Below are 22,455 nucleotides of genomic sequence, written 5' to 3' on the forward strand. Positions count from 1 at the left end.
ACCGGCCCAGCCGATCCCGGGCCCCGCGGCCATGAGGCGCTCAGTCACGTTTCCGGCCCAGGTCCGAAGGGAGTTCCTGGGGAGCGATACCGAAGCGTTGTGCCGTCTCGGTCAGCAGCCGGGGGTGGTTTCGCCAGTGCGGTGAGGCGAACAGGCCGGTGAGAACGACGACTTCGGGATAGGCGACCAGTTCGATCCGGGTTTCGGAGGGATGGTGGGGATCACCGAACGGGTCCTCGCCCAGCGCGTCGAGTCGGCGGTTCCAACGCTGCCGAAGCAGCGGGCTGCCGACTTCGTTGGTGAACCACTTGACCAGGCGGTCGCGGGCACCGACGTAGGCCAGCGCGGTGGAGGGGTGGGTTCCTCGGCGAGCGATCCGCTGATGTTGGCGGTTGGCTTGGAGAACCTCAGGCAGTCGCGTGAGTCTGTGCTGTTCGTCTCCGAGGAGCCATCGGCGGTGCCGGTGGCAGACGCCTTCATGGTGCGGTGTGCTGCGGATGACGAGACCGCGGACGTGGCGGCGGGCCATGCAGGGGCGGCAGGCCGGGCGGCGCCGCGGCTCGATGACCTCCTCTGTGGCGGACAGCGGCAGCCGCCGGATCGGGTTCCCGATTGTGCCGAGTGGGGGCATCGCGTGGATCAGGGAGGCCGGGCTCCGGCTGGTCAGGGCGGCGAGCCGCGACAGCCCCTCCGGGGTCCAGTAGCCGACCCGGTTGTCGTCACGGCGGTGCTGTCGCGACGGGCCGATCAGGGACGAGAGGTGCCCGATGGTGAGGTGGTTGGCGTCGGCGAGCCGGTTCAGGTAGGAGCCGATCGTCTCGCCGTGAACGGGCGGCGGCCTGAGCGGTAGCGCCCGCAGCCGGGTGGTCACGCGGTCCGTTTCTCGATGCGGGTCCGGCGCCGGCGTGCGCGCGGGAGGTTCTGCTGCTCGGCGCTCTCGTCCAGGTCGACCCGTTCCAGCGACGCCCGGGTGATTCTCTCGCTGCCGTCGAGGATGGCGTCCAGGGCGGCTTCGCGGACGAGGTGGGACAGGCTCCCGATCATGCCGCCGGTGCGGTCGTGAAGATAGCTGCTCAGCTTCAGCAAGGTGCCCGGCCGGTGGGCATGCAGCCGCAGGGATTCCTCCAGTGTCGCGACCAGCGATCGCCAAGAGCTGCGCTGTTCCTCGGTCTTGTGGCGGAATGGGCTGGTGGGGATGAGGCTGTAGCGGCTGGCGATCTGTCCGCCGCGCCGTCCGGCAAACAGACCGGTGCCCTCGACATCGACACCGGCCAGGACGAAGGTCGCGGGGATGCGCTCGGAGAGGTACTTGATCTGGTCGGATGCCTCGGCGCCGACCCGCGTACCGATGTCGAGATTGTGCAGTTCGTCGATGAGCACGAGACGGCAGCCGAGGGTGCAGAGCAGATCACAGACCTTGTTGGTGACCTCGACCTGGCTGTAGCGGGACGGCAGAGGCAGGCCGATGAACCGGGCGAACTCGATGGCCAGCATCTTCGGGGTGGCGGCCGGCGGGACGGTGACATAGACGACCGGCAGGGCTTTCGGTTGAATCTCTCCCCGGCGGCGCCCCAGCTGTTCGTAGTTCTTGCCCAGTTGCGTGATCGCGGTGGTCTTCCCCGTGCCCGCCGGGCCCGAGACGATCAGTCCCCGGCGGGCGGAGTGCTGGTGCCGGTTGAGCAGGATGCGCTTGCGGCCGGTCGCGGCGACATGGCGGATCGTCGGGGTGGAGACGATCACCAGCTGGGAGTGGTAGTCCTCTCGTGCCTGGTCATACTCCGCCCGCTCGGGCTCCGGCAGCCGCTGCAGGGCCGCAGGCGGCAAGACGACCGGCGGCGCGACGGTCTCCGCGACGAACGCGGCCCAGCCCTCCTTCGTGGTCAGCGGGTAATCGACCTCTTCCGGCTCCAGGAAGTGCGTCATCAGCGGCTCCCGTCGGTGAAGGCGTCGAACACCCCGAAGGGGATGACCTTGCCCACCGCCTCGTCGACGTCGCCCGGCTCCGGCTCCTCGACCGTCTCCGGTGAGACCTCTGCGGGCGGGCGGCCGGGGATCGCGGAGGCGGCCCGGGTGCGGGCGGCGATCCGCCGGTCCGGTCCTGCCCCGGCCCGGGTCAGCAGATCCTCGACCGCCGCCGCGATGGCGCCCTCGTCGGTGGTGTCCGCTCCCCGCGCGGCCAGGAGTGACCGTGCGTGGCGCCAGGTGAAGTCGGCGAACGGGGCCGAGACCGTGCCCAGCCGGGTCCACGGGACGGTGATCCATCCTCCGGCCCGGGTGTCGCGTACCCAGACGTGCGAGAGGTCGTAGGGGTCGTAATGGACCTCCCAGAGATTGCCTTTGACGTCGACCCCGGACGGCTGGCGCCGGTAGGGGCCCAACTCCCGGCAGTCGTAGGTGCGGTAGTCGATGGTGATCCCGTAGTCGTTGATCTTCCGCCACTCCACCGGCAGCAGCTCGATGTAGTCGTCCCCGCTCAGGCAGATCGGCAGATGTCCCGAGCGGGAGACCAGCAGCGCGTAGACGTCGTTCGGCGACAGGGCCCTGCCGGGCAGGAACGGGCTGCGCAGCCCGTCGTGGGGCCGGGTTTGCCAGCAGGCGACAACCCACTCCTGGAAGAGGTCGGCAAGTTCCGCAATGGTCCAGACGGCCTCGACGTCCTGGCCGCGGCGGGTGACGTTGGAGCCGACGTAGCCGGCGACGTGCTGGCAGAACAGGGTGTTGATCGAGGAGAAGGTGCGCTCGACCACGCTCTTGTCGGTCGGGGTGGCCGGCCGTGCGGGCTGGAGGGAGATGCCCAGTGTCCGGCAGGCCGCGATGAAGGTGTCGGAGATGAAGACCTTGCCGCGGTCGACGACGATCGTGTCCGGGACGATCACCGGCTTGGCCGCGGCGTGCTCCAGCCGGGCGTCGATGCTCATCAGGCGGGCGTGCGGGATCAGCGAGGCCGACATGCGTAACGCATCCGCCCAGCCGGGCCGCATCGGCTCGGGCACCAGTGTCCGAGCCAGCAGCAAGGCGGCATCGACCGCCTTCGTGCCCGCTGGCCGCAGGATGGCCGCGCAGATCGTCCTCGACGCGATATCGACCGCGATGGTCAGCTCGACTCTGCCGGTGACCCCGTCGTCCAGGACCGCCAGCACGTCCAGCGGGGTGGTGTCGATCTGCACCACCTCGCCGGGCCGGGCGGCCATGGTCGGCGTGAACGGCGCCTCCGGCCGCCGGGCCTGCGACCGCCTGGTCGTGGCCGCCTCGAAGCTGTGCCGCCCCTCGGCCATAGCCTTCACCAGCCGGTAGAGCGTCGCCCGCGAGGGAATGGGCACCACGCCTTCGCCGTGGCGTTCGGCCACCAACTGCTCGGCCTGTCGCATCGCCCGGGTCCGGGTGCCGGTCGACTTGTTCTCCTGCGAGGCGAGCACCTCGATCAGGGCTTCCACCAGCCGTTCATCCACGCGTCCCGTACTCGGCATGGACAGCCGTGTGGCCCGCCGGTCGACCAGGCCCCACACACCCTCATCACGCCATCGCAGCCGCATGCGGTGCAAGGTCCGGTCCGAGACCGACGTTCCCGAGGCGGTCAGCTCGGCGGCCTTCGCAGTGATCCGCTCGTTGATCGTGCGCCACTTCGGGTCGAACTCCGGCCGGGGACTGGTGCCCGCGGGCGCATCCGGCGGCACTCCGGTCTCGACTTCGATCAGGTGCCGTTCGAAGAACTGGGCCTTGCGCAAGGCGGGTTCGGGAACTGTGTCGAGCTGCCCGAACGGCGGCAGGCCCGGCGTACTGGCCTGCGAGTCGAGCAGCTCGAAGTCCTCGGCCGCCAGGAGGTGGGTGAACATCATCAGCGACGGTGCCCCGTGGCTGTCGACCAGCCGGACCGTGGTGCCCGCGAGCCCGGCCACCGTATGAACCTGCCCATCGAAGCGGACCCGATCACCGACACGCAGTGCTCCGCGTGGACTTGTCCGGCTCATCGCTCCTCGCTCCGGCTCACCAGCGTGCGGTCGCTGAGCGGATGGGACAGATCCGCGGCCAGGCGTCCGCACCACAGCAGGTGGAACAGCACCGGGAGCACCTGGAGGGGATCGCCGACGGAGGCGGCCTGGGCAACCAGCGGAGCGGGGACGGCAAAGGACGCGGTCACCGCCGCAATGAGCCCCTCCGACTGCCCGTAACGGGGGTGGCGGTAGCCGGCAAGCCAGCGCAGGTTCGCCACCCTCACCGCATCGATCTCCCCGGCCAGCCGAAAGGCCCAGCCCAGCTGGTCGCATGCGCGGCGCATCGCGGCGAACGCCACCGCGGACCGGGCATCGATGCGGTCCACCGGACGACAGTCCACCACCAGGCCCGTCCCGTCCGCTGCCCGCGCGAAGAAGTCCGGCGCGTGCGACCGCACGCGGCCCGACGCCTCGTCGCGCCAGAACAGCCAGAACGGCTGCGAGGCGAACCCCACGACCTGAGGATCGAAGTCCATCAGGATCGCGTGATCACGCTCCAGCCACGACTCGAACCCGACATGCCGCCCCGTCGTCGCCGACCAGTACAGGCCCGGAAAGTGCCGCTGTCCCCGGTACGACGGAAAGTCCCGGACCGGCGCGACCTCCTCGAAGGCCACCTCCGCCGCGTACCCCAACGGCTTGCGTACCTCGTCACCGCGCTCCAGCCAGGCCAGATCGAAATCCGAGACCTCCGGCGGAGCCCCACCCCGCAGGACCTGTATCCCACCCATGACTCGACCATCACGGATGCCGTGAGACAAGCCACATGGAACGGGACACAGGTCACCCTTGTGGGTGACCGCACCCTCGACAACAGCCACCGGACATGAGATTCGAGGCCGCCCCGCTCAGATCGGTGAGACTCCTCCATGCTCAGCGAGACGGGACAAGGGGCTTACCAGCCAATCTCAGATCCGTGGCCGATCGGCCACCGCTTGGCCATCGGTCGTGAGATTCGGTCACGGAAATTGAGATCCCACAATTGTGGGATCTCATTGCGCTCGGCATGCACCAATGCTGTGACCTGCCGATCTCGGCTCTGTCTCACACCGGTGGCCATGCTTCTGTCTCAGGAGCGTGGCCATTTCCTAGGTCGGTTCTGACGCGGGAACTATGCCGGGCGTCCGGTGCGCCTTCTGGGAGCCGTGGGCGGGCGGTCATGGGTACGCTTCCGGACGGGTGGGCCGGGACTTGGGGGGTGCTGTGCGGGCAGGCGAGCAGGTGGCGGGGAGATATGCCCTGGTGGAACAGATCGGCCGCGGAGGCATGGGGGAGGTGTGGAAGGCCCACGACCTGGAATCGCGTGCGTTCGTGGCCGTGAAGCTGTTGCTGGCCGAGGTGGGGGACGAGGAGGCTGTGGCCCGGTTCCGCCGCGAGGCCCGGATCGGTGCGCGGATACGGCACCCGGGAGTCGTCCCCGTGTACGACGCGGGTCAGGACGCGGGGCAGCCGTTCATCGTCATGGAACTCCTAGAGGGCTCGGACCTGAGTTCGCTGCTCGACCGGACGCCCGGGGGCCTGCCTCTGCACGAGGCCGTGCACTTGGCCTTGGAGATTTCCGAAATACTCGCTGCCGCGCACGAGGAAGGCGTCGTGCACCGGGACCTCAAGCCCGAGAACCTCTTCCGCGAGGCCGACGGACGCGTGAGGATCTGCGACTTCGGCATCGCCCGAACCGCCGACTCGACCACCGGCCTAACGGTGACAGGACAGGCTTTCGGTACCCCGGCATACATGGCTCCCGAACAGTGGAGCGGCGCCCAGGTCGATGCCCGCTGCGATCTGTACGCCTTCGGGTGCGTGCTCTACACGCTGCTCACCGGGTCCCCGCCCTTCAGCGGTCACCCGCACTTCCTGATGCGGCAGCACTTGGAGGTCACGGCACCTCCACTACGGAGCCGGCGCGCCGATACCCCCTTCGAACTGGACAGGCTCGTAGCCGCGCTGCTGCAGAAGGACCCGGCACGGCGCCCGGATTCAGCGCGGGAGGTGTCGGCGGTGCTGTCGCGGATCCGGAACCTGCCCGGCGGGATCCTCCCCGTGGCCCAGGCGCTCGGCGGCCACCCGATCGAGGGCCCACTCGTGGCCGGGCTCCTGGCGCGGGTCAGGACCTCGACGGAAATCTTCACTCTCGCCCAAGCGGCCTATCTGGCGACCCGGGTGAGTCCCGGGCTCGCCCTGGAGCTGGTGGAGGCCGCCGAGTCACGGATGTGGGAGCTGGAATCCGATCCGGCAGCCTTCATGGCCGCGCTCCGCGAGGTATCCCTGTGCTGGAACACTTTGGCGCCGCGACGGGTGTCGAGCCTGGTGGCCGCAGCGACGGAACGGTTCGGCCACATCCAGTGGTTCGCGCGCAAGGTCTCCGAGTTGCCGAGGTTCGACATGAACCGCGAGATGGCAGCGGTCCGGCGTCGTCCGCCCGGGAAGGAGGCCGACCAGGCGTGGGCCAAGCTGATGATCTGTATCGGGGACACCAAGCTGGCCATGTCCTGGCTGGGCAGAATCTCGGATCCGGTCGCACGCGAGCAGGCCCTGATCCATATCGCCGAGAACGCGTCGGACAGGGACATGGACGAGGCCATGAGGACGCTCTCCATGCTCTCCTTCCAGTGGGCCTTCATCCAGGGCCTGGCCGCCATTTCGTTCCGCCGGGGAACCCATTGGTCCGATCCGGCCGGGGCCGGACACTTCCTGGAATGCGCCCGCAAGGAAGAGGCCGCTTACCTCCCTGAGTCCGAGCCCGACCAGGAAGACGGCCGGGCCCTCATGTCCAGCGCCATCGAGCGCGCCGACCGGTGGGTCCGCCTACATGAAAGAGATGTCCACCGGCGGGCCCCGCTCGACGGAACCACTGCGCGTGCCCGGGGAGCAGCGATCCCCAACCCGCCTGTCAGCCACCAGGTGCTGCTGGACTTGGCGTACGAATGCTTCGGAAGACCCCTCCCGGGCCCGTTCGGCACCGAGCTGATTGACGCCGTGAGCACACGTGCGCCCGTTCCGCTGGAGCTCTTGGACACCATCACCGCGTAACTTTCCGGAGCAGGTGCGGATGGCCTATCTCGTCGAAGAGCTCCTAGCAAGGCTGTTGGAGGCTCCACCAGAGGTTCGAGCGTGTGTCGGCCCTTGCTTCGAGCACCAACACGTGGGCGACAGAGAGGGTGTCGCAGATCCCACAGTTGTGTAGGTCTCGCGCTTCGCTGCATACGCCGAGGCTGTGATCTGCGACTTCTCGCGGTGTCTCACGCTGCTTCATCTGCGGTTGTCTCGGCTCGCGGCGCATCCCCGCCCACATTTGCTGAGGCCGCTCCGGACGGGCAGATCGCTGACCTGCGGTGTCTCACGGCCCGCTATCACCCGGGACGGCTGTGCGGTCGGCTGTGTGGGGGTGCCGTACGGCGGGAATGCGGAGGTCGTTCTGCCGCCGGATGTTCGACCGCAACATCACGTTACGCGGGGGCATCGCCCCGGTCCGCGCCCGCATTCCCAAACTCCCGCCGGATGCGTTGTCCGGGGCCCGTCTTCGACGGTGCCGTCCCCCTGGCCGAGATGCCGGACGGTTCTCGGGCGATGGACGACCGGTCGGCGCTGAAAGTGCGCATCACCGTCAGATTGCGGGGGCCGGCCGCACGGGTGTGGTTCCTCCCATGCCGCGTGGCGCCCTCGTGATGTCAGGCGGCGCGCTTCACGTGGCGGACCAGCCACATCAGCAGGGCGTCTAGGTCGGCGGCGGCCGAGAGGACCCGGTCGACCGCCTCGGGGGTGTGCAGCCACTCCTCGCAGCCGAGTGGACGGGCGGCGATCAGTGAACGGTGGCGCAGCAGGTTCGCACGGGAGTGGTCCGTCGGATAGCCGCGCGGGGGGCGTTTCATCACGTCCCCGGAGATGTCGTAGCCCTTCTTCCGCACGTCCTCGACGATGGCGGACAGTTCGCGGCCGCTCCTCTCGGAGGCCACTGCTTTGCGGAACATGTCCACCTGGCCGGGGTCGGGGTACCACCAGGCGCCTTGGATCCGCAGGCCGTCCAGGGAGAACCGGAGACCGATCTCGATCTTGCGGCCGAGCCGGATCACCGCGCCCTGGTGCTGCCACCACCAGGAGTCGGTGCGGTAGTGCCAGACGGAGAAGTCCTCGTACCGGGGGTCGGTGTCCGCGACCTCGTTGAGCAGGGTGATCATCGGCTGCCGGACCATGCGTTCGCGGTCCGCGCGGTAGCGCTCGCGGGTCGCGTGGGTCGGTTCGCCCTGGAGCTGCCATAACACGTCCATGGCCTGCTCCGGCCAGCCGGTGAACTGTCCGCGCATGCGCGCAGATTAGCTCACCCGTGATCCGCGCGCGCCGAGAGTGAGAAGGGCAGGGAGGCGTAACCCCAGACAAGGTGGGAGGTGCTGCGGCGGGGCTCACCGGCGAATTCGATGTGCCGTGCGCGGTGGGCGACGTCGAGAAGCACGGAGAGTGTCGGCGACGCTTGAAATGTGGCTCTGGATCACTTTCGGTGCTCGGGCCACGGAGGGTTACCGAACCCGCGATCATGAACGGCCTCGCGCGGCGAGGAGGACGCGTTTGCGGAGTAGGTCGAAGTTGGCTCGGCCGAACATCTGCCGCTTCAGCATCTTGATCTTGTTGTTGTGACCTTCGACGGCGCCGGAGCTGTAGCGGAGGCTGAGGCCGGCGACGACGGCGTCGAGGTCCTGGCCGAGGCCGGTGACGAAGGTGTGCAGGGCCGGCAGGTCATCGGCCTGGACGCCGGCGATCCACCGGTCGAGGTGTTTGCCTTGGCGGTCGTTCATCAACTCGGCGAATGCGCGGACGTGGTGGGAGGTTCGGTCGAGCGCGGGGCAGCGGGTCAGGATCGTTTTGAGCTGCTGGGCCTGGTCGTCGGTGAGGCGGTCGGGGTGGCGGGTGAGCCAGCTGGTCACGTCCCGGGTGGACGGTGCTTTGCGGGGCGGGTTGTGCGGGAAGTTCTCGCGGAGCTTGGCCACGTACTTCTTCACGACGCTCTCGCCGCCGGTGTAGCCGCGCTCGCGGACTTCCTCGAACAGGCGGCGGGCGACGGTGCAGCCCTCGTCCCACCGCCGGTGCAGGTGGGGCTTGTAGGGGTCGAGGATGCTGGTGCGGCCGGTCCACCGGCCGACCAGGAGCTCGTCCGGGTCCGCGGCGCCTGCGAAGCGGCGGACCGTGTTGCGGGCCAGCCCGAGCTGGCGGGCGATCGCGCGCAGTCCGACGCCTTGGTCGAGGAGAGCGTGGACCGCCGTGTGCTGTTCACGGACGCGGTCGGAGAGCCGGCCGGTTGTCCGCGGCCCGGTGGGAGGGGACGGTTCGAGGTTCGTGTTCTCCATGTCCGCGGCGACCCTGGTAGTGGAGGGGGCGTGCGGTTCCCGCAGCAGAGCTCGGTGCTGGACGACCGTCTTCTCGACGGCCTCGGCCAGGTTCGACCAGATGTGCCATCGGTCCGCGACGTGGATGGCGTTCGGGGCGCCGAGCCGTCCGGCCTCGGCATAGGCCGTGGAGCGGTCTCTGCAGATCACCTCGACGCCGGGATGCTCGGCGAGCCACCGGGCGACTGTCGACGTCGTCCGGTCCGGCAGCAGGTCGATGGGCTGGTGGGTTTCGATGTCGATCAGGATCGTGCCGTAGTTGTGGCCCTTGCGGAGCGCGAAGTCGTCCACCCCGAGCACCCGCGGTGTCGAGGTCTGGGGCTCCGGCAGGCGGCGGATCAACCGCAGCAGCGTCGACCTGCTCACCCCAGCCGCCAGAGCCTGAGACAAGCGGGCGCCGGGGCGGCCGGCCAGCATTACCGCCACGCGCTCCAGCACCCTCTGCAGGCCGGTGCTGCGTCTGCCGTGGCGAACCGTCAGTCCGTCGACCTGCTCGGCAAACGTCGCCTGTCTGCAGGAACGTTGACCACAGCGGAAACGCCGCACCTGTAACTCGATCAGCACCCGGCGCCCGCCGACCGCGCTGTCGGCGAGCCGACGTACGTATCGGCTGTGCACCCGGGACGAACGTGTCCCGCACGCCGGACACACGGCCCGCTCGGCAGCAGCCCGGGCCCGCACTGCCACCAAATCGCCGTCAGGCACGACGTTTTCGATCACGACACCTTCGACCTGGTGGAACCACAGGTCCTGGAGGAGGACATCAACCACGGCCGTTCATGATCGCGGGTTCGGTAACCCTCCGTGGCCCGAGCACCGAAAGTGATCCAGAGCCACTTTTCAGCCGTCGCCGACAGGAGAGTGCAGCCGATATGAAGCGGGTGGTGAGATTGTGCAGCCGAACTTGAGATCCCACACGCTGTTGTAGGATCTCGCGGCTCGTGTCATAGCGTCGTGTCTCTGACCTGGGCGTTCCGCAGGCGTCTCACGCCATGTCACCCGTCGGTTGTCTCAGCTTCTGTGTCATTTCCTCAGCTCTCCTATCCGGTGCGAGCCGCTGACCTGCGACATGGCATCCGCGTGAGATCGCGGCGGAGAAAAATGGCACGGAGGCTGAGCCCCTACAACAGCTGTAGGTTCTCATTCGGAATGTCCTGTTCCGATGGGGCGACCTGCGTTTCTCCTGACTGTCTCATTCGGGGGCCACGGCACTCTGTCTTACGATCTCGTCTTTTGAGTTCGCCTCGTTGCCCACTACCGGGTTGGCCAGGAACGGTGCAGTGTGCCGAGGGGCGCAGCATGCGCCCCCCGGGGACGAGCCCAGCGGACCGTCACGCCCCGGGTTTCCAGGTGGCGGTGACCGTAAGATGCGCCTGCCCACTGCCGTTCACGATTCCCAGTTTCAGATCCTGCCCGAGCTGCACGCCGAAGGTCACGGCGACCTCGGTGGGTGGTGTGGGCCCGGCGTTCACTGCGTCGTGCACCTCTTGGACCAGGGAGCCGAGCGGCTTGAGTGTGGTACGCAGCACGTCGGTGGCGATGGCAGCAACTGCCTCTCCGCGTCGGGCCACAGGGATAGGCGGGCCGAGGCCATCCGGGAAGTCCTCCTCCTGGCCAAGGTGGCCTTCTCCTGCTCCTGAGACCAAGAACCGGACGGTCGTGCCGTCGTCGAGCGGGAATTCCTGTGCACCGGTCATGGGCATGATTGTGCAGAACGAGCGTGCAGAGGTTGGGCCGTACGCTACTCGGTTACAAGATCGTGGCAGTCGGGGTTCGCTCCTGTGCGGCCCACGACGCGTGCGGGCTTGTTCAGGCGCAGGGCGGTTCCGACGGGGTTCCCTGCGGCAGGAGTTTGCGTTCGGCCTTGGTGTAGGCGCGTCCTGCGGCGGCGCACAGGATGCGGAACTGGGCTTCTGCGCGCAGGTCGAGGGTCTGTCGCAGCCCGGGGGTGTCGATGGCCAGGCGAGGCCCGTCCATGAAGGCCACTGTCCATGCGTCGTCCACCTGCATGGTGGTGGAGGCACCGTCGCCCATCAGGTCGTAGATCTGGATCTGCTTCTTGTCGTAGAGGTACGTGACGACGCTGTTGCCGGGTCCGAACCCGACCTGGATGTCGGAAGACGAGCGTGGCGCGCTGCGGGTCAGCGGTTTTCCGCGGTCGACATCCCACACGCGTACCAGCCCGTCGACGTTCTGCACGGCGAGGTACGTGCCGTCCGAGTTGAATGTGAGGGATTCAGCGACCGCCTGGAGGTCGCCCCCCTCAATCCCCGGCCCGGAAAACGTGGTGATCCGGCGGGGGCTACGGACATCCCACAACAGAATCTCACCGCGGACGGATCCTACCCTGGTGATCGCGGCTACTTGTCCGGGGTGCCCTGGGCGGGCCACGAGCTGACCGTGCGAGGCCGCCTTGCTGCCGTCGAAGTTGTCGCTGGACACGGGGTGGACCAGGAACGGCTGGGAGAGCAAGGCCGCGTCGACCGCATCGAAGCGGGCGAGCATACCGTTGCTGGTCAATAGAGCCATCTCGCTGCCCCCCAACGCGGCCATGCCGTCCAATTCTTTCATGTCCGGGACGACGTCCTTGAGTGGCACGCTGTCGCTCAGGTCTTTCACGGAGTACGACCGGTAGAGGCCGCGGGTCGTGCTCCACACCACGATCCGCTGCGAGTCGGCGGTCCAAGATCCAATCCAGTCGATGTTGTGGCCGGAGGCTGGAAGCTTCACGGACTGGAGGCGGGTGCGGGAGGCGTCCATGACCTCAAGGCGCTGTGCGGTGGTGTGGGCCACGAAGCGTCCATCGGGCGACGATGCGTAGAGTTCTCTCGCGGTGTCACGTTGCTGGAAAACTTCGTTGCCTGTCGCTTCGGTCCGCACCGCCATCAGTGTCGTGCCGATGGGCACGAGCAGGGTGAGCCCGCCGCCCGCGCGCGGCACCGCCGCCATACCCGTGTACTCGGCGGGAGTGTTGCCGGCGGTCGGGATGCGGGTGCGGTAGGAGTGCCCGTTGCGTAGGTCGGTCAGGATCGGCTCGGCGTAGCCCCCGTCCCCTACCCCCGGGCCGAGTGGGTATGGCGCATTGTCGATGCCGTAGCCCAGGCTGGCGTCCAGTTCAAACACGCCGTCGGTGGGGCGCAGGTCGGTCTTCCGGCCTGGGATGCGGCCAAGTGTTTGGCTGTACCTGGTGTCCCCCTCGCCAGTGATGGTTGTGGTTGTCATGAGGATCTCGCCTCCGGCCCGCAGCTCCGCGGCGTTCTTATCGCGGGTCGTGGAGGTGTACCACAGTCGGCCGGTGGTGAGGTCCCTGATCTCGATGCGCTTTTGCAGGTCGGCGTTGATGTAGCTGGTCGTCACGATGGTGTCACCTCTGGAGGTGAACGCGGCTTCCTTCAGCCCTCTCACAGGGAGGAGCTTGTCCGCTACGCGGATGCGGGAGCCCGAGGATGTCTGCCACGCCTCGGCAAATGCGGGGACGCACTGCTGTATGTCTTCGGCGCACTCAAAGGTGTTGTCGGTCATCGTCAGCAGCAGCCGCTTCCCGTCGCTGCTGAAGTCCAGGGTGAACCTCAGCTTTTCGGGGACATCGTGATCACCGAGATCCAAAAGGATGGGCTGCTTTGAGCCGCTCAGCTGCCACAGTCGCACCGCGCCGCCTGCTGCGGCCGCTGCGAAGAAGCGGCCGTCGGGGCTCAGGGCGGTCACCTCTGTCTCCTCCGGAAAGCCGCTCAACTCCTTGGCCCTGGGCTTGCCTTGTAGAGCCCCCGTCACCACGCTGATCGTTGCCTGGCCGCCGCCACCGCGCGTCGACCGCACGACGAGTACGCGCCCGTCCGGCGTGGCGTCCATGCCAAGTACCCGCCCACGCCACACCGACGGATAGCTGCCCACCACGTACTGCCCTCGCGCGTACTGGTGCAGCAGAGTCTGCCGGGTCTCGGCGGTCGGTTTCGCATTCCACGCAGCCAGGGCGAGCTGCAGCGCGGTGGCGGGGTCGCTGTGCGGCCGACCTTCAGCAGCCTGGGCCAGCAGGCCGGCGGCCTGGGTACGGAGTTGTTGTTCGGTGCGCTTGAGGCTCTGCCACGTCGAGAGCGCCAGCACTACGGCGAGCACCGTGAGAACGGACAGTGCACCGACGGCGCCCTGCTTGAGGCGGGTGCCGCGCCGCGAGTGGCGACGGCTGAGCTGTATGTAGCCGCGCTCGTCGGGGGAGATGTCCTGGGGGTGATCGGCCAGCCTGCGCTCGGCTTCGGCGAGGTCGGTTCCGTTCAACAGGCGGGCGGGCTCGTGGTGTGTCTGCCAGCGGTTCAGGTCGGCCCTGAGCTGTTCCTGCCATACGCGGAAGTCCCGGGAGCCGACGAGCCATTGCCGCAGGCGTGGCCACAGCTGGATCAGAGCCTCGTGCGCCAGGTCGATGATCTCCACGTCCCCCGCACGGCCAGTGGCTCGGGAGAGAACGACGAGTTTGCTCGGAGCCAGCTCCTGTGCCAGGTCACAGAGTTCGTCGGCTAGATCGTCGGCGGGCGTGGGCCTGCGGGAGAAGACGTCGCCGTCACCGGGTCGGGCCAGTTGCACGAACAGCCGTTCAGCAGAGGACTGTTGAGCTCGCGTCAATCCTGAAATGGTCTCTTCCGCGTATTTGACGAGAGCACCCGCGACGCCTCCCAGCTGGTCGTAGGCGGCATGGGTGAGCATCGAGGAGGCACGCCGCTTCCACAGCTCCGTCAGGGCGAACTGGACCAGCGGCATCCGCCCGGGTTCATTGCCCGCGTCCGCCACGATCCGCTCCGGCAAACCCTGTTCGAACCACAACCCCGGCACGGCATCGACCGGCGCGGTCACCGCCCGCGCCAGCTCATCGGCGGCCAGAGGCGCGAGGAACTGCACGGCGTCGCTGACCAGGTCGGACGTACCGGGTGTCACCAGGACGTCTAGGGAGTCGGGCCGGGTGGTGGCGACGACCCGCAGCACAGCCTCACCATCCTTGCCCGCCAAGGTGGCGAGCAGCCCGAACAGCACACGTGCCTCGTCCGGTTCGGCGCCCGCGTACTCCTCCAGCTGATCGACGAAGAGGACGTGTCCGGCGCCGTCGGCGCGGGCGAGGACCCGACTGCGCAAGGTGACGGGATAGCCGTTGCGGGTCTTGAGACGCTCCGCCCACTTGTCGACCTTGTCGGACCTGTCGGACTCGTCGAGGTCCGGCTCCAGGATCCCGATGAGAGACCCTGCGAGCAGGTCAGAGGCGGGAATACCGGGCACCGGTCTCAGCTCGGTCACACTCATACCCTCAGCCCGCAGCCGGGGCAGTACCCCGGCCCGCACGAGGGACGACTTCCCGCACCCCGAGGGCCCCGCCACCAGCGTCACCGGCCGCCTGCCAACGGCCGTATACAGACGGTCGATCTCGCTGTCCCGCCCGTGGAAGAACCCCGCGTCGTCCTCCGTGAACGCTGAGAGCCCCTTGAACGGGCAGCGCGGCTTCAGGATCCCTTCGTCGACCAGCGCGGCCGACGGCAACAGGTACGCGGTGCTCGCACCCTTGTGAGCGGTGACCGTCATCCCGACGACGCCGCCCTGAGCGTCGTCCCAGACCGGCCCTCCGCTGAACCCTTCCAGGATGCGCGGCCCCGGCTGGTGTGCCTCCATCTGCAACAGGCCCGAGCCCTGCCTGGCACGCAGCGTGCCCCAGGCCCATACGCCGTGGTCGACGTGCTCCGGGTAGCCGAACGCCCTGAACGTGTGCCCCCATACGCCGGTCCCGTCGACGAGCGGCGCTGGCCGCGCGCCCTCAACAGGGGCGTCGAGCCGCAGCACCGCGACATCCGCCCCGCCGCGTTGCCAGGACTCCACGATCGCCCGCACCCGGGGGCGGCCATCCACCAGCGGGAAATCGAGGTTCACCGGCTTGCCGGTTCGGTCTGCGTCGTTCGGTCCCCCGAGCGCGCGAACGACGACATGGGCGCAGGTGCACACCACATCGGGGGCTATGAGAAATCCCGCGCCAACCACTTCACCGGCGCTCGACCGGATACGCACATGCGACGGCTCAAGGACGTCGCTCTCCCATGCCGCAGTCACGGACTCCCCCTCTGACGTGTCGCGTGACACGCCAGCCTTCCCGGTGCGTCCTCTGCGTACAACTCGACATGCCCATACGTAAATTGAAGTTTCACTCGGTGTAGAAGTGTGTCTCTTTGCGAAGACATCCAGGCCCCAGGAAATGCCGCTGTCCCCGGTACGGCGGAAAGTCCCGGACGGGCGCGATCGGTGGCAGAGGCTCACAGTTGCGTTGCCTGGGTCCGTGAGAAGCGCATGGCGACGCCGTTCTTGATGAGGGCGAGGCGGACGGCGGCCAGGCTGGTTCCTTCGCGGTCGGCGATGTCTTGCAGGGAGACATTGCCTTGTTCGTACCAGGTGCGCCATTGCGGTACGCGGGTGGCGGTGTGCTGGGTACGCCGGAAGCGCGGCCCGCTCCAGTCGACGGGGTGCTGGGACAGCAGATAGATGACGTGGGCGGGGGTCGTTTGCAGGGTGTGCGCGAGCTGGGCGATGGAGAAGCCGCCGCCGGGCATGGCCTGGTGAAGCTGCGCGGGGGTGATGCCGTCCGGCTCAGGTCCGGGGAGTGCAAGATGACGGAGCGCGCGGGCGGGTGATGGTGGTGTCCACTGGACGGGTTCGTCGATGCCGTGCTCGTCCAGCAGGGTGCGTGCGGTGTGATGGAGCAGTTCGTGCTCGGCGGGCAGGATCCGCCAGCGAAAGCGCTCGTACTGCGCGCGTTGTGAGCGGGTGGCGGGCGCGATGTCCGGGTGCGCGAGGCGCGGGGGTGACCCGGTCAGGGTGTGGAAGATCCAGCGCTGGGCGTGCCTAGTGTCGAGGCTCGGGGCCGCGCGCAGTTGCTTCTGCAGATCCAGCCACGTCTCCGGGTCGATGAGACGGGGGCAGGCGGTGAACAGGGCACGGCGGCGGGCATAGTCGATGGGGGAGCCGTGCGTATCGAGGTGCTCGGCCAGCAGGATCAGTGCGTGCAGGACGCCGGCGCAGTCGCGGCGGCGGGTGAGTTCGGCGAGGAACGCCGACACGGTGTGCCTGCTGAAGGTAGTGCCGGTCAGGCGGGTCGCGTCTTGGATCGAGGTGGTGTTGCCCGCCAGCAGGCAGGCGACGGTGAGGAGTTCGTCCGTGCGTTGGGCTGCGGGACGGCCATCGGCGTGCCGGGGCGACAGACGCAGGGCCCACGCCGGCCACAGAGCCGTCGGCAGCATGTCCGCCCTGGAACTGCGCGCGGTCGGCGACTGTGTCGAGCTGAGCGTGGTGCGGTGGCGCAGCCGGGCCACAGGGATGAGCGTTGTCTCCCGGCTGCAGCGCAGGGCCGCTTCGAGTACTGGGGAGACCATGCTGCTGCGGGCGACGAGGCTGGCCGGGTAGAGCCGGCGGCCATCGGCGGTCACGCGGTCGGTCAGCCACCGCACGGCCCCGCCTGCGGCGCGGATGCTCTCGGCGCGCAGGACGCGGATCGCTGTCGTGGCCGCCACGGCCGCGGCAGCGGCGTCGCCGGGGGTCACGCTACTGGGCGGATTGACACCCCGGGCGTCCGGCGGGTGCTGGGCACTCTCGGACAGGGGTTGGGCGCGGTAGCGCTCCAGGCGGTCCAGGACATCGGACGGGGCCACAAGGCGCAGGTCCTCGGGTGTCGCGTGGTGGAGGACCAGCGTCGCCAGAGCCTTCACGTCGCGCAGCACCATCGCCAAGGACACGCCGGCCGGCCCGTACAGCGGCCAGTGCACCGTGCGGCCTGGGGCTTGGAGGAGGGTGTCGATGAGGCGTTGGGTCTGTGCCACGGGCCCGTCGGGAGCGATCGCGGTGACCGGGGTGTCGGTCAGGGGGTGGTGGCAGCGCGGCGGTCGCGGCCCGCCGTCGGGGGCGGGGCTTGAGCACCATCCGGGACGGGGGGTTTGGGTGCGAGGATGCGCGCGGAGGCGGGGGATGCGCTGGCAGGCCGGGCAGCGGTCGGCCAGCAGCACTTGATGCCGGGTGCAGGCGAAGGACCAGCCCAATCGCCAGGTGATCTGCCAGCGTCCGCCGCTGTCCGTCAGGCAGGCGGGGCAGAATCGGGACCCTGCCTTGCCCCACAGCACCTGTGGGCGCACCCGTCGTTGTTCGGGCAGGATCACCACCGCATGCCCGTCGAAGGGCTGCAGGGTCATCCCGGCGAGTACGTCTTCGCCCACCCCGGTGACCTCGGTGATGGAGGACAGCTCGTCGCGGGTGGTCAGGATGGCCCAGCGCGGCAGCACCAGTGCCGCCATGGCCGGGTCACGGTTGGGCAGGCCGAGCGCGTTGAGCACGTCTGTGAATGGGCAGTTCAGGCGGGCGGCGATGAACTCCAGCCAGGAGTCCAGGGCCTCCCCGGGATACGGGGCGCACCGGATCGGCAAGGTTCGCCGCATGGCACTCACCTACGAGTGGTCCGCGCCCTGCGGGGACGGCTGGTGGCCTTGCCCGCGCGAAACGCGGATTCCAACTCCCGGCGGGCGTGTTCGGCGGCCTCGTCATTCTTGACCCCGTCGAGCAGGTCCCGGGTGAGGCGTTCGGTGCCAGTGCGCTGGGCCCGCTGACAGCCTCGGTTGATCAACGTCATCAGCGAGCCGATGTGCCCGGTGCTACGGGCGAAGAGGTAGTCCGACAGGTCATCGGCGAGCATGCCGGGATACTTGTCGGTCAGAACGATGCGCTGTTCCAGGGCCAGCAGCAGCTGTCGCCAGTGATGGCGGCCCTGGTCAGTGTCGATGGTGAAGGGCGGCATGTCCAGGCGGGTGGTACGTCGGCCGGTCTGGGCCAGCGCGGTCTCGCCGACCGCCTCGCCCTCGCTGAACAAGCCTTTGTCCGCGAGCCCTACTCCGACCTTGAGGAGGGTGACGGGGAACTCGTTGGCGATCCATTTGAGATGGTTGCTGACCTCGATGCCGCTGGTCTTGCGCCATTTGAGGAAGTGCAGGTCGTCCAGTACAAGCAGGCGGACGTCGCAGGACAATACGCAGTCCAGGGCCTGGAGACCGAGCTGGGCGGCGGTGGAGGTCTGGCGTCCGGGGTGACCGAAGAATTCGAGCATGGCCCGGTTGAGGTCCTTCATGCCGGTGTTGCCGGTGAGTCCCACCCGGCACACCGGCCACCGCTCGTGCCCCTGCGCGGTGAACGTCCCGTGCTCGGCGATCTCCCGGCGGTGGAACTCCCGGGCGAAGGCGAGAACGGCGGTGGTCTTGCCCAGCCCCGGAAAAGCATCAACGGCCACGGCCCCCTTGGCCCTGTCCCCGTCCTGCAGATTGCTGTCCACGATGTCCCACAGGTCCTCGTGCAGCGCGGCCAGCTGAGGAGTACGGATCGGGCCCAGGTTGGCATGCCACTGCCGCCGGGCACGGTTGTAGGCATCCCGCTCGGCCGCATCCAGGATCCTCAGCTCATCCCGGCTCAGTACCGGGGGCTGGGAGCGGCCCGGTGCGTCGCAGAACGCCTGGAAATCCTCCTTCCGCGACAGCGTCAGAACCGCCGTACTCACCTGTTTCGAGGGAGCGTTCACACGTCCTCCAGCGCGTCGGCGTAGAAGTCGTCCACGTCGGTCTCGTCGTCATCGCCCATCTCCGCGGCCGGCGCGAGCCTCTCAGACGCTGCCGGTCTCGGCTCGTGGCCCAGGGCCCGGCGTACGGACGGTAGCGAGGCTGCCTCCGATTCGCCGGTGTCGGGCAGGTCGATAGCGGCTTGTTCACGGGACAGGCGCAGGGCCATACGCCGTTCGGCCAGCGTCGTGCCCAGTCCGAGGTTCCAGCGTTCCAGGAGGTCCGCGACGGCGAGCCGGTCATCGGGGTAGCGGTACTTCGCAGCGGCCAGCTTCCGGGCGAAGAGCAAGGCGTCCTCACTCAGCGGCATGCGCGCCGCCGGTGCGTGCTCCCAGGTCAGCGTGTGCCACGTGCGGGTGGCGGGATCGCGGAAGTAGATCCGGGTGATGTCGTCCGGATCGACCTGGAACGGCCAGCCGTTCTTGCCCGGCCCGTCATAAGGGCTGCGGATCCCGGGATCCGGCAGACCGGGTCCGCGATAGCGTCGGCGACCGATCTCGACTCCGTAGTGCTGGATCGTGCGCCACTTCGTGGGCAGGAACTCAAACGCGAGATCGGGGTCCCGTGGGGTCTCGATGTAGCCGGCCCGGGCCATGCCGTGCTCGAACATCTGCGCTGGGGACATCCGCAGACCTGGCAGGCCCGGGTCGACCAGGCTGGTGTGCGGCCGACAGTGGTAGACCGTCGCTGTCCACTCCCGGACGATCGACTCCAGTTCGTCGAGGAAAAAGAACGCGTCTCCTTCCGGGTTCTCTCCGCGGGAGTGGATGTCGGGGCCCTTGTAGGCGGGCAGCGCCTCCAGCAGCCCCTCACGCAGGGTTCGGAAGTAGCGCTCCACCGGTCCCTTGTCGCGGCCCGTCCGCAAACGCCCGGGCTGGATAGATATCCCCATCCGGCGGCAGACGCTGGTCAGATGCTCCGAAACGTAGACCTTGCCGTGGTCGACCACCAGCGTCTCAGGCACCAGCGGCGGCGAGGCCAGCCCGGGCCCGGTGGCCCCCTCGACGTCGACCAGGACCGTCCTTGGAATGCCGTGCTCGGGCCAGACCGCGTGCCGCGGCCAGTCCCGCCCTGCCGGCCGCGGGCGGAAGCACTGATAGAGCACCGCGCTCACGTCCACCGCCTTCGTGGACACCGGCGTCACCCTGATCCCGGTGATGCAGCGGGTGTACCAGTCCATCGCGACCGTTAGCTCGGCCTGCACCCACCTCAGCGTCAGCGGATCGAACGCGAATACATCCAACCGCGTGGTGTCCATCAGCAGGTACTCACCCGGCCTCGTCGGCTGCAGCTTCCCGTAGGGTCCCTCCGGCCTCTCGGCGATATCCCGGTTCCGTTTCGTACTCAGCCGGAACAACGGGTGGCGACGCTCCAGCTCCGCCAGAATCCGGTAAGCCGTCGCCTGGCTCGGCAGATGAACCGCATCAGGGCCATAACGGGCGATAACGCGTGCTCGGGTGCGTTCGATCACTATCTTGCGCGAAGGCTTCGACTCTCCGGTGTGCTCGACCATCACCTCCAAAGCCGTCTCCACCCACCGCTCATCAGCTCCAGCCGCCGCCCCGCCAGACTGCTTCCTCTTCGCAACCAGGCCGGCCTCTCCGTGCCGCCGGAAGTCCGCAACCCACTGCTTGACGGTGCGGACATGAACCCCCAGTTCCATCGCCTTAGCGGCGTACTTGGGCTCCACCGGCCCGCCGGGCGGATAGTCGCGACGCGGTTCCCCGTCGTGGGCCCACTCAGGACTTCCAGAACGGAAACCTGTCAACAGTTCACGGACATGTGCGGCCCGTTCGAGGACCTGGAGCCGTTCACCTTCCTGCAGTTGGTCCAGCACCACCGAGGCGATCTCCTCAACATCGTCAGCCTCTGGGCCGGGCTGGTCGGGAATCACGGCCGCCCGATCGGAAAACAGCAGTTCTTTCAACGACAGACGCAGAAGTCGGCCCCGACTGTCCCTGAGAACCACCTCATTACCTGCCGTGGTCGCAGCCATCTCCACCATCTCGACGGTCTCCCCGTCGTAGCGAAAACGCGTTCCGACCCCCACCCGGGCCCCGGCCCCGCTCACGCTGGCTGCCTCAACACATTTGCAGGGCTGAGCGGTTGGTCGAGATCCGTGCGGAGATCGTGCGCCCAAAGCAAGTGATAGACCGCGGCACGGACGTGGAGTTCGGGCCAACCAGGCAGGCACCGGACTGCCTCATCCAGCAGGACGCCGTCAAGGTCGGCTCGGCGTAGCGCATCCAGGATCTCGGGTGAGAATAACCAGTCCCGCCGGTAGCCGGCCAGAAAGCGGATGTTCTCCAGTTCCGCGTCCGGCGGCTCACTCCAGACCTCGTACCGCCAGCCACGGGACTCCACCGCCCGCCGGGTCCAGTCGAAGGTGGATGCCACCTCGGGCCGACGCAGCCGTTGACGTGGCTTGACGTCAACCACGATAGGTCCCTGGCTGGTGATCAGCAGATAGTCCGGGATGTGCTTGCGGACCTTGTCCGCCGCCACGGTCTTCATCAAGAACGGCTGAGCCACGATGCGGTGTACGGACGGATCGAAGTCAGCAAAGAGAAGCCTCGCCAACTCCAGCCGCGACTCATAGATCACGTGGTCACGCATCGTCGCCGACCAGTAGGCCCCGGAGTAGTGCTTCTGCCCGCGATACCAACGGAATGTGCGCCACGGGGTCGCCGATCCCAGCAGGTCGATAGGCACTGTCATCCACGACAGATCGTCGACACACTTGCCGTCTCGCGAGCGAGCACTGACTACTGCGGTGGGACTTTCCATGGCGTATCCCCAACTGGGTGAGGCCCCGTACGCCCACGATGCCCACCCTCCGTGAGGAGGGCGGGCAGAACCTGCCCCTATCACCCGAATGAGTGAGTACGGCGAGCTGGAGGTCTCAGCACAACGCCATATATGGCCCTGATATGCAGTCAGCTCTGAGAATGTGGCGCAGTTTTTGAGAACCTACAACAATGTCAGCGGACAGCAGTTCGCCGGGGGCAGACAGGAAAGATCACGGAAAGACTGGCCAACGCGGGCGGGGGCATGTCAACGTAGACGACCTTGCAAGAAACCCCAGGTCAGAGATGGTGATCGCTAGTGCCCATAGCGCCCGTGGACTCCGGTTTCTCCACCACCGTCGAAGCCCTGCGGCTGCGCGAGTGGCAGCTCGGCCCCGGCCAACCCACGCTCGTGATGGACCAGTTCTCCGCAGGGGACTTCCACCTGATTGTGGACGACCGTGCGGACGTGCACGTCAGCTCGAAGGACGGCCGCCTCAACCTCGGTTGGTTCCCGCTCGGCCGTTCCGGCACGGACGGCGAGGGATGGAAGATCGCTGTGTCCGGCACGGCCAAGGTGCGTGGCTACTGCCCGTCGTTCGACATCGAGACGCTGGCCCACATCGTCGCCGCCGCCGTGGCGCGTGTGCTGGAGACCTCACGTCGTGTACGACAGCCAAGCGCCCACGAGTAG

14 protein-coding genes and 1 pseudogene are annotated in these 22,455 nt (G+C 68.1%); 3 read left to right on the top strand and 12 right to left on the bottom strand.

The window, feature by feature from the left end; all coding sequences use genetic code 11:
* Positions 1-40 precede the first annotated feature (40 nt).
* Genes HW837_RS18570 through HW837_RS18585 form a run of 4 tightly spaced genes read right to left on the bottom strand, consistent with a single transcriptional unit; the run spans position 41 to position 4,723 of the window.
* Positions 41-871: a TniQ family protein gene (locus HW837_RS18570; RefSeq protein WP_060878345.1), complete on the bottom strand. Its 831-nt coding sequence runs from the start codon at positions 869-871 to the stop codon at positions 41-43.
* Positions 868-1,923 carry a TniB family NTP-binding protein gene (locus HW837_RS18575; RefSeq protein WP_060878344.1) on the bottom strand — a complete coding sequence of 352 codons (1,056 nt, stop codon included), beginning with the start codon at positions 1,921-1,923 and terminating at the stop codon, positions 868-870. Before HW837_RS18575 ends, HW837_RS18570 begins: the two co-directional genes overlap by 4 nt.
* Positions 1,923-3,968 (bottom strand): Mu transposase C-terminal domain-containing protein, encoded by a 2,046-nt coding sequence (locus HW837_RS18580; protein ID WP_060880707.1) that lies wholly within the window; start codon positions 3,966-3,968, stop codon positions 1,923-1,925. Before HW837_RS18580 ends, HW837_RS18575 begins: the two co-directional genes overlap by 1 nt.
* Positions 3,965-4,723: a TnsA-like heteromeric transposase endonuclease subunit gene (locus tag HW837_RS18585; protein WP_060880708.1), complete on the bottom strand. Its 759-nt coding sequence runs from the start codon at positions 4,721-4,723 to the stop codon at positions 3,965-3,967. Before HW837_RS18585 ends, HW837_RS18580 begins: the two co-directional genes overlap by 4 nt.
* A 511-nt stretch (positions 4,724-5,234) precedes the next feature.
* Between HW837_RS18585 and HW837_RS18590 the strand changes: the two genes are divergently transcribed.
* Positions 5,235-7,022 carry a serine/threonine-protein kinase gene (locus HW837_RS18590; protein ID WP_060886467.1) on the top strand — a complete coding sequence of 596 codons (1,788 nt, stop codon included), beginning with the start codon at positions 5,235-5,237 and terminating at the stop codon, positions 7,020-7,022.
* A gap of 319 nt (positions 7,023-7,341) precedes the next feature.
* Positions 7,342-7,658 (top strand): annotated as a pseudogene (locus tag HW837_RS48700) (hypothetical protein); the annotation flags it as partial.
* A gap of 2 nt (positions 7,659-7,660) precedes the next feature.
* On the opposite strand, the gene HW837_RS18595 reads toward HW837_RS48700, so the two are convergent.
* The 8 genes from HW837_RS18595 to HW837_RS18630 form a co-directional block, all read right to left on the bottom strand.
* Positions 7,661-8,293, bottom strand: a complete 633-nt coding sequence (locus HW837_RS18595; protein ID WP_225615459.1) for a DUF2461 family protein — start codon at positions 8,291-8,293, stop codon at positions 7,661-7,663.
* Positions 8,294-8,518: 225 nt separating this feature from the next.
* Entirely contained in the window at positions 8,519-10,138 is a 1,620-nt protein-coding gene (locus tag HW837_RS18600) for an ISL3 family transposase (RefSeq protein ID WP_060880117.1), read from the bottom strand.
* A 560-nt stretch (positions 10,139-10,698) separates the two neighbouring features.
* Complete coding sequence (locus HW837_RS18605; protein ID WP_079088877.1) at positions 10,699-11,064, bottom strand: CU044_2847 family protein; 366 nt, start codon at positions 11,062-11,064, stop codon at positions 10,699-10,701.
* Positions 11,065-11,176: 112 nt separating this feature from the next.
* A complete protein-coding gene (locus HW837_RS18610) occupies positions 11,177-15,445 on the bottom strand; it encodes an nSTAND1 domain-containing NTPase (protein WP_159057234.1) in 4,269 nt (1,422 codons plus the stop codon).
* Between the two features lie 200 nt (positions 15,446-15,645).
* The gene (locus tag HW837_RS18615; protein ID WP_060880114.1) at positions 15,646-17,811 is read right to left on the bottom strand and encodes a TniQ family protein; all 2,166 of its coding nucleotides are present in this window, start codon (positions 17,809-17,811) and stop codon (positions 15,646-15,648) included.
* A gap of 5 nt (positions 17,812-17,816) precedes the next feature.
* Positions 17,817-18,938 (bottom strand): AAA family ATPase, encoded by a 1,122-nt coding sequence (locus tag HW837_RS18620; protein WP_060880113.1) that lies wholly within the window; start codon positions 18,936-18,938, stop codon positions 17,817-17,819.
* Entirely contained in the window at positions 18,935-21,046 is a 2,112-nt protein-coding gene (locus HW837_RS18625) for a helix-turn-helix domain-containing protein (protein WP_060880112.1), read from the bottom strand. The genes HW837_RS18620 and HW837_RS18625 overlap by 4 nt, the downstream gene beginning before the upstream one ends.
* Entirely contained in the window at positions 21,043-21,762 is a 720-nt protein-coding gene (locus HW837_RS18630; protein WP_060880111.1) for a TnsA-like heteromeric transposase endonuclease subunit, read from the bottom strand. Before HW837_RS18630 ends, HW837_RS18625 begins: the two co-directional genes overlap by 4 nt.
* A gap of 318 nt (positions 21,763-22,080) precedes the next feature.
* On the opposite strand from HW837_RS18630, the gene HW837_RS18635 reads away from it, so the two are divergent.
* Positions 22,081-22,455 (top strand): SPDY domain-containing protein, encoded by a 375-nt coding sequence (locus tag HW837_RS18635; protein ID WP_037729828.1) that lies wholly within the window; start codon positions 22,081-22,083, stop codon positions 22,453-22,455.

The organism is Streptomyces caniscabiei (assembly GCF_014930365.1).
GTDB classification, from domain to species: Bacteria; Actinomycetota; Actinomycetes; order Streptomycetales; family Streptomycetaceae; genus Streptomyces; species Streptomyces caniscabiei.

What these genes read in the sequence shown, in the direction of transcription:
- HW837_RS18575 (WP_060878344.1), bottom strand. Translation starts at nt 1,923, where the DNA reads ATGACGCACTTCCTGGAGCCGGAAGAGGTCGATTACCCGCTGACCACG.
- HW837_RS18580 (WP_060880707.1), bottom strand. Translation starts at nt 3,968, where the DNA reads ATGAGCCGGACAAGTCCACGCGGAGCACTGCGTGTCGGTGATCGGGTC.
- HW837_RS18585 (WP_060880708.1), bottom strand. Translation starts at nt 4,723, where the DNA reads ATGGGTGGGATACAGGTCCTGCGGGGTGGGGCTCCGCCGGAGGTCTCG.
- HW837_RS18595 (WP_225615459.1), bottom strand. Translation starts at nt 8,293, where the DNA reads ATGCGCGGACAGTTCACCGGCTGGCCGGAGCAGGCCATGGACGTGTTA.
- HW837_RS18605 (WP_079088877.1), bottom strand. Translation starts at nt 11,064, where the DNA reads ATGACCGGTGCACAGGAATTCCCGCTCGACGACGGCACGACCGTCCGG.
- HW837_RS18615 (WP_060880114.1), bottom strand. Translation starts at nt 17,811, where the DNA reads ATGCGGCGAACCTTGCCGATCCGGTGCGCCCCGTATCCCGGGGAGGCC.
- HW837_RS18630 (WP_060880111.1), bottom strand. Translation starts at nt 21,762, where the DNA reads ATGGAAAGTCCCACCGCAGTAGTCAGTGCTCGCTCGCGAGACGGCAAG.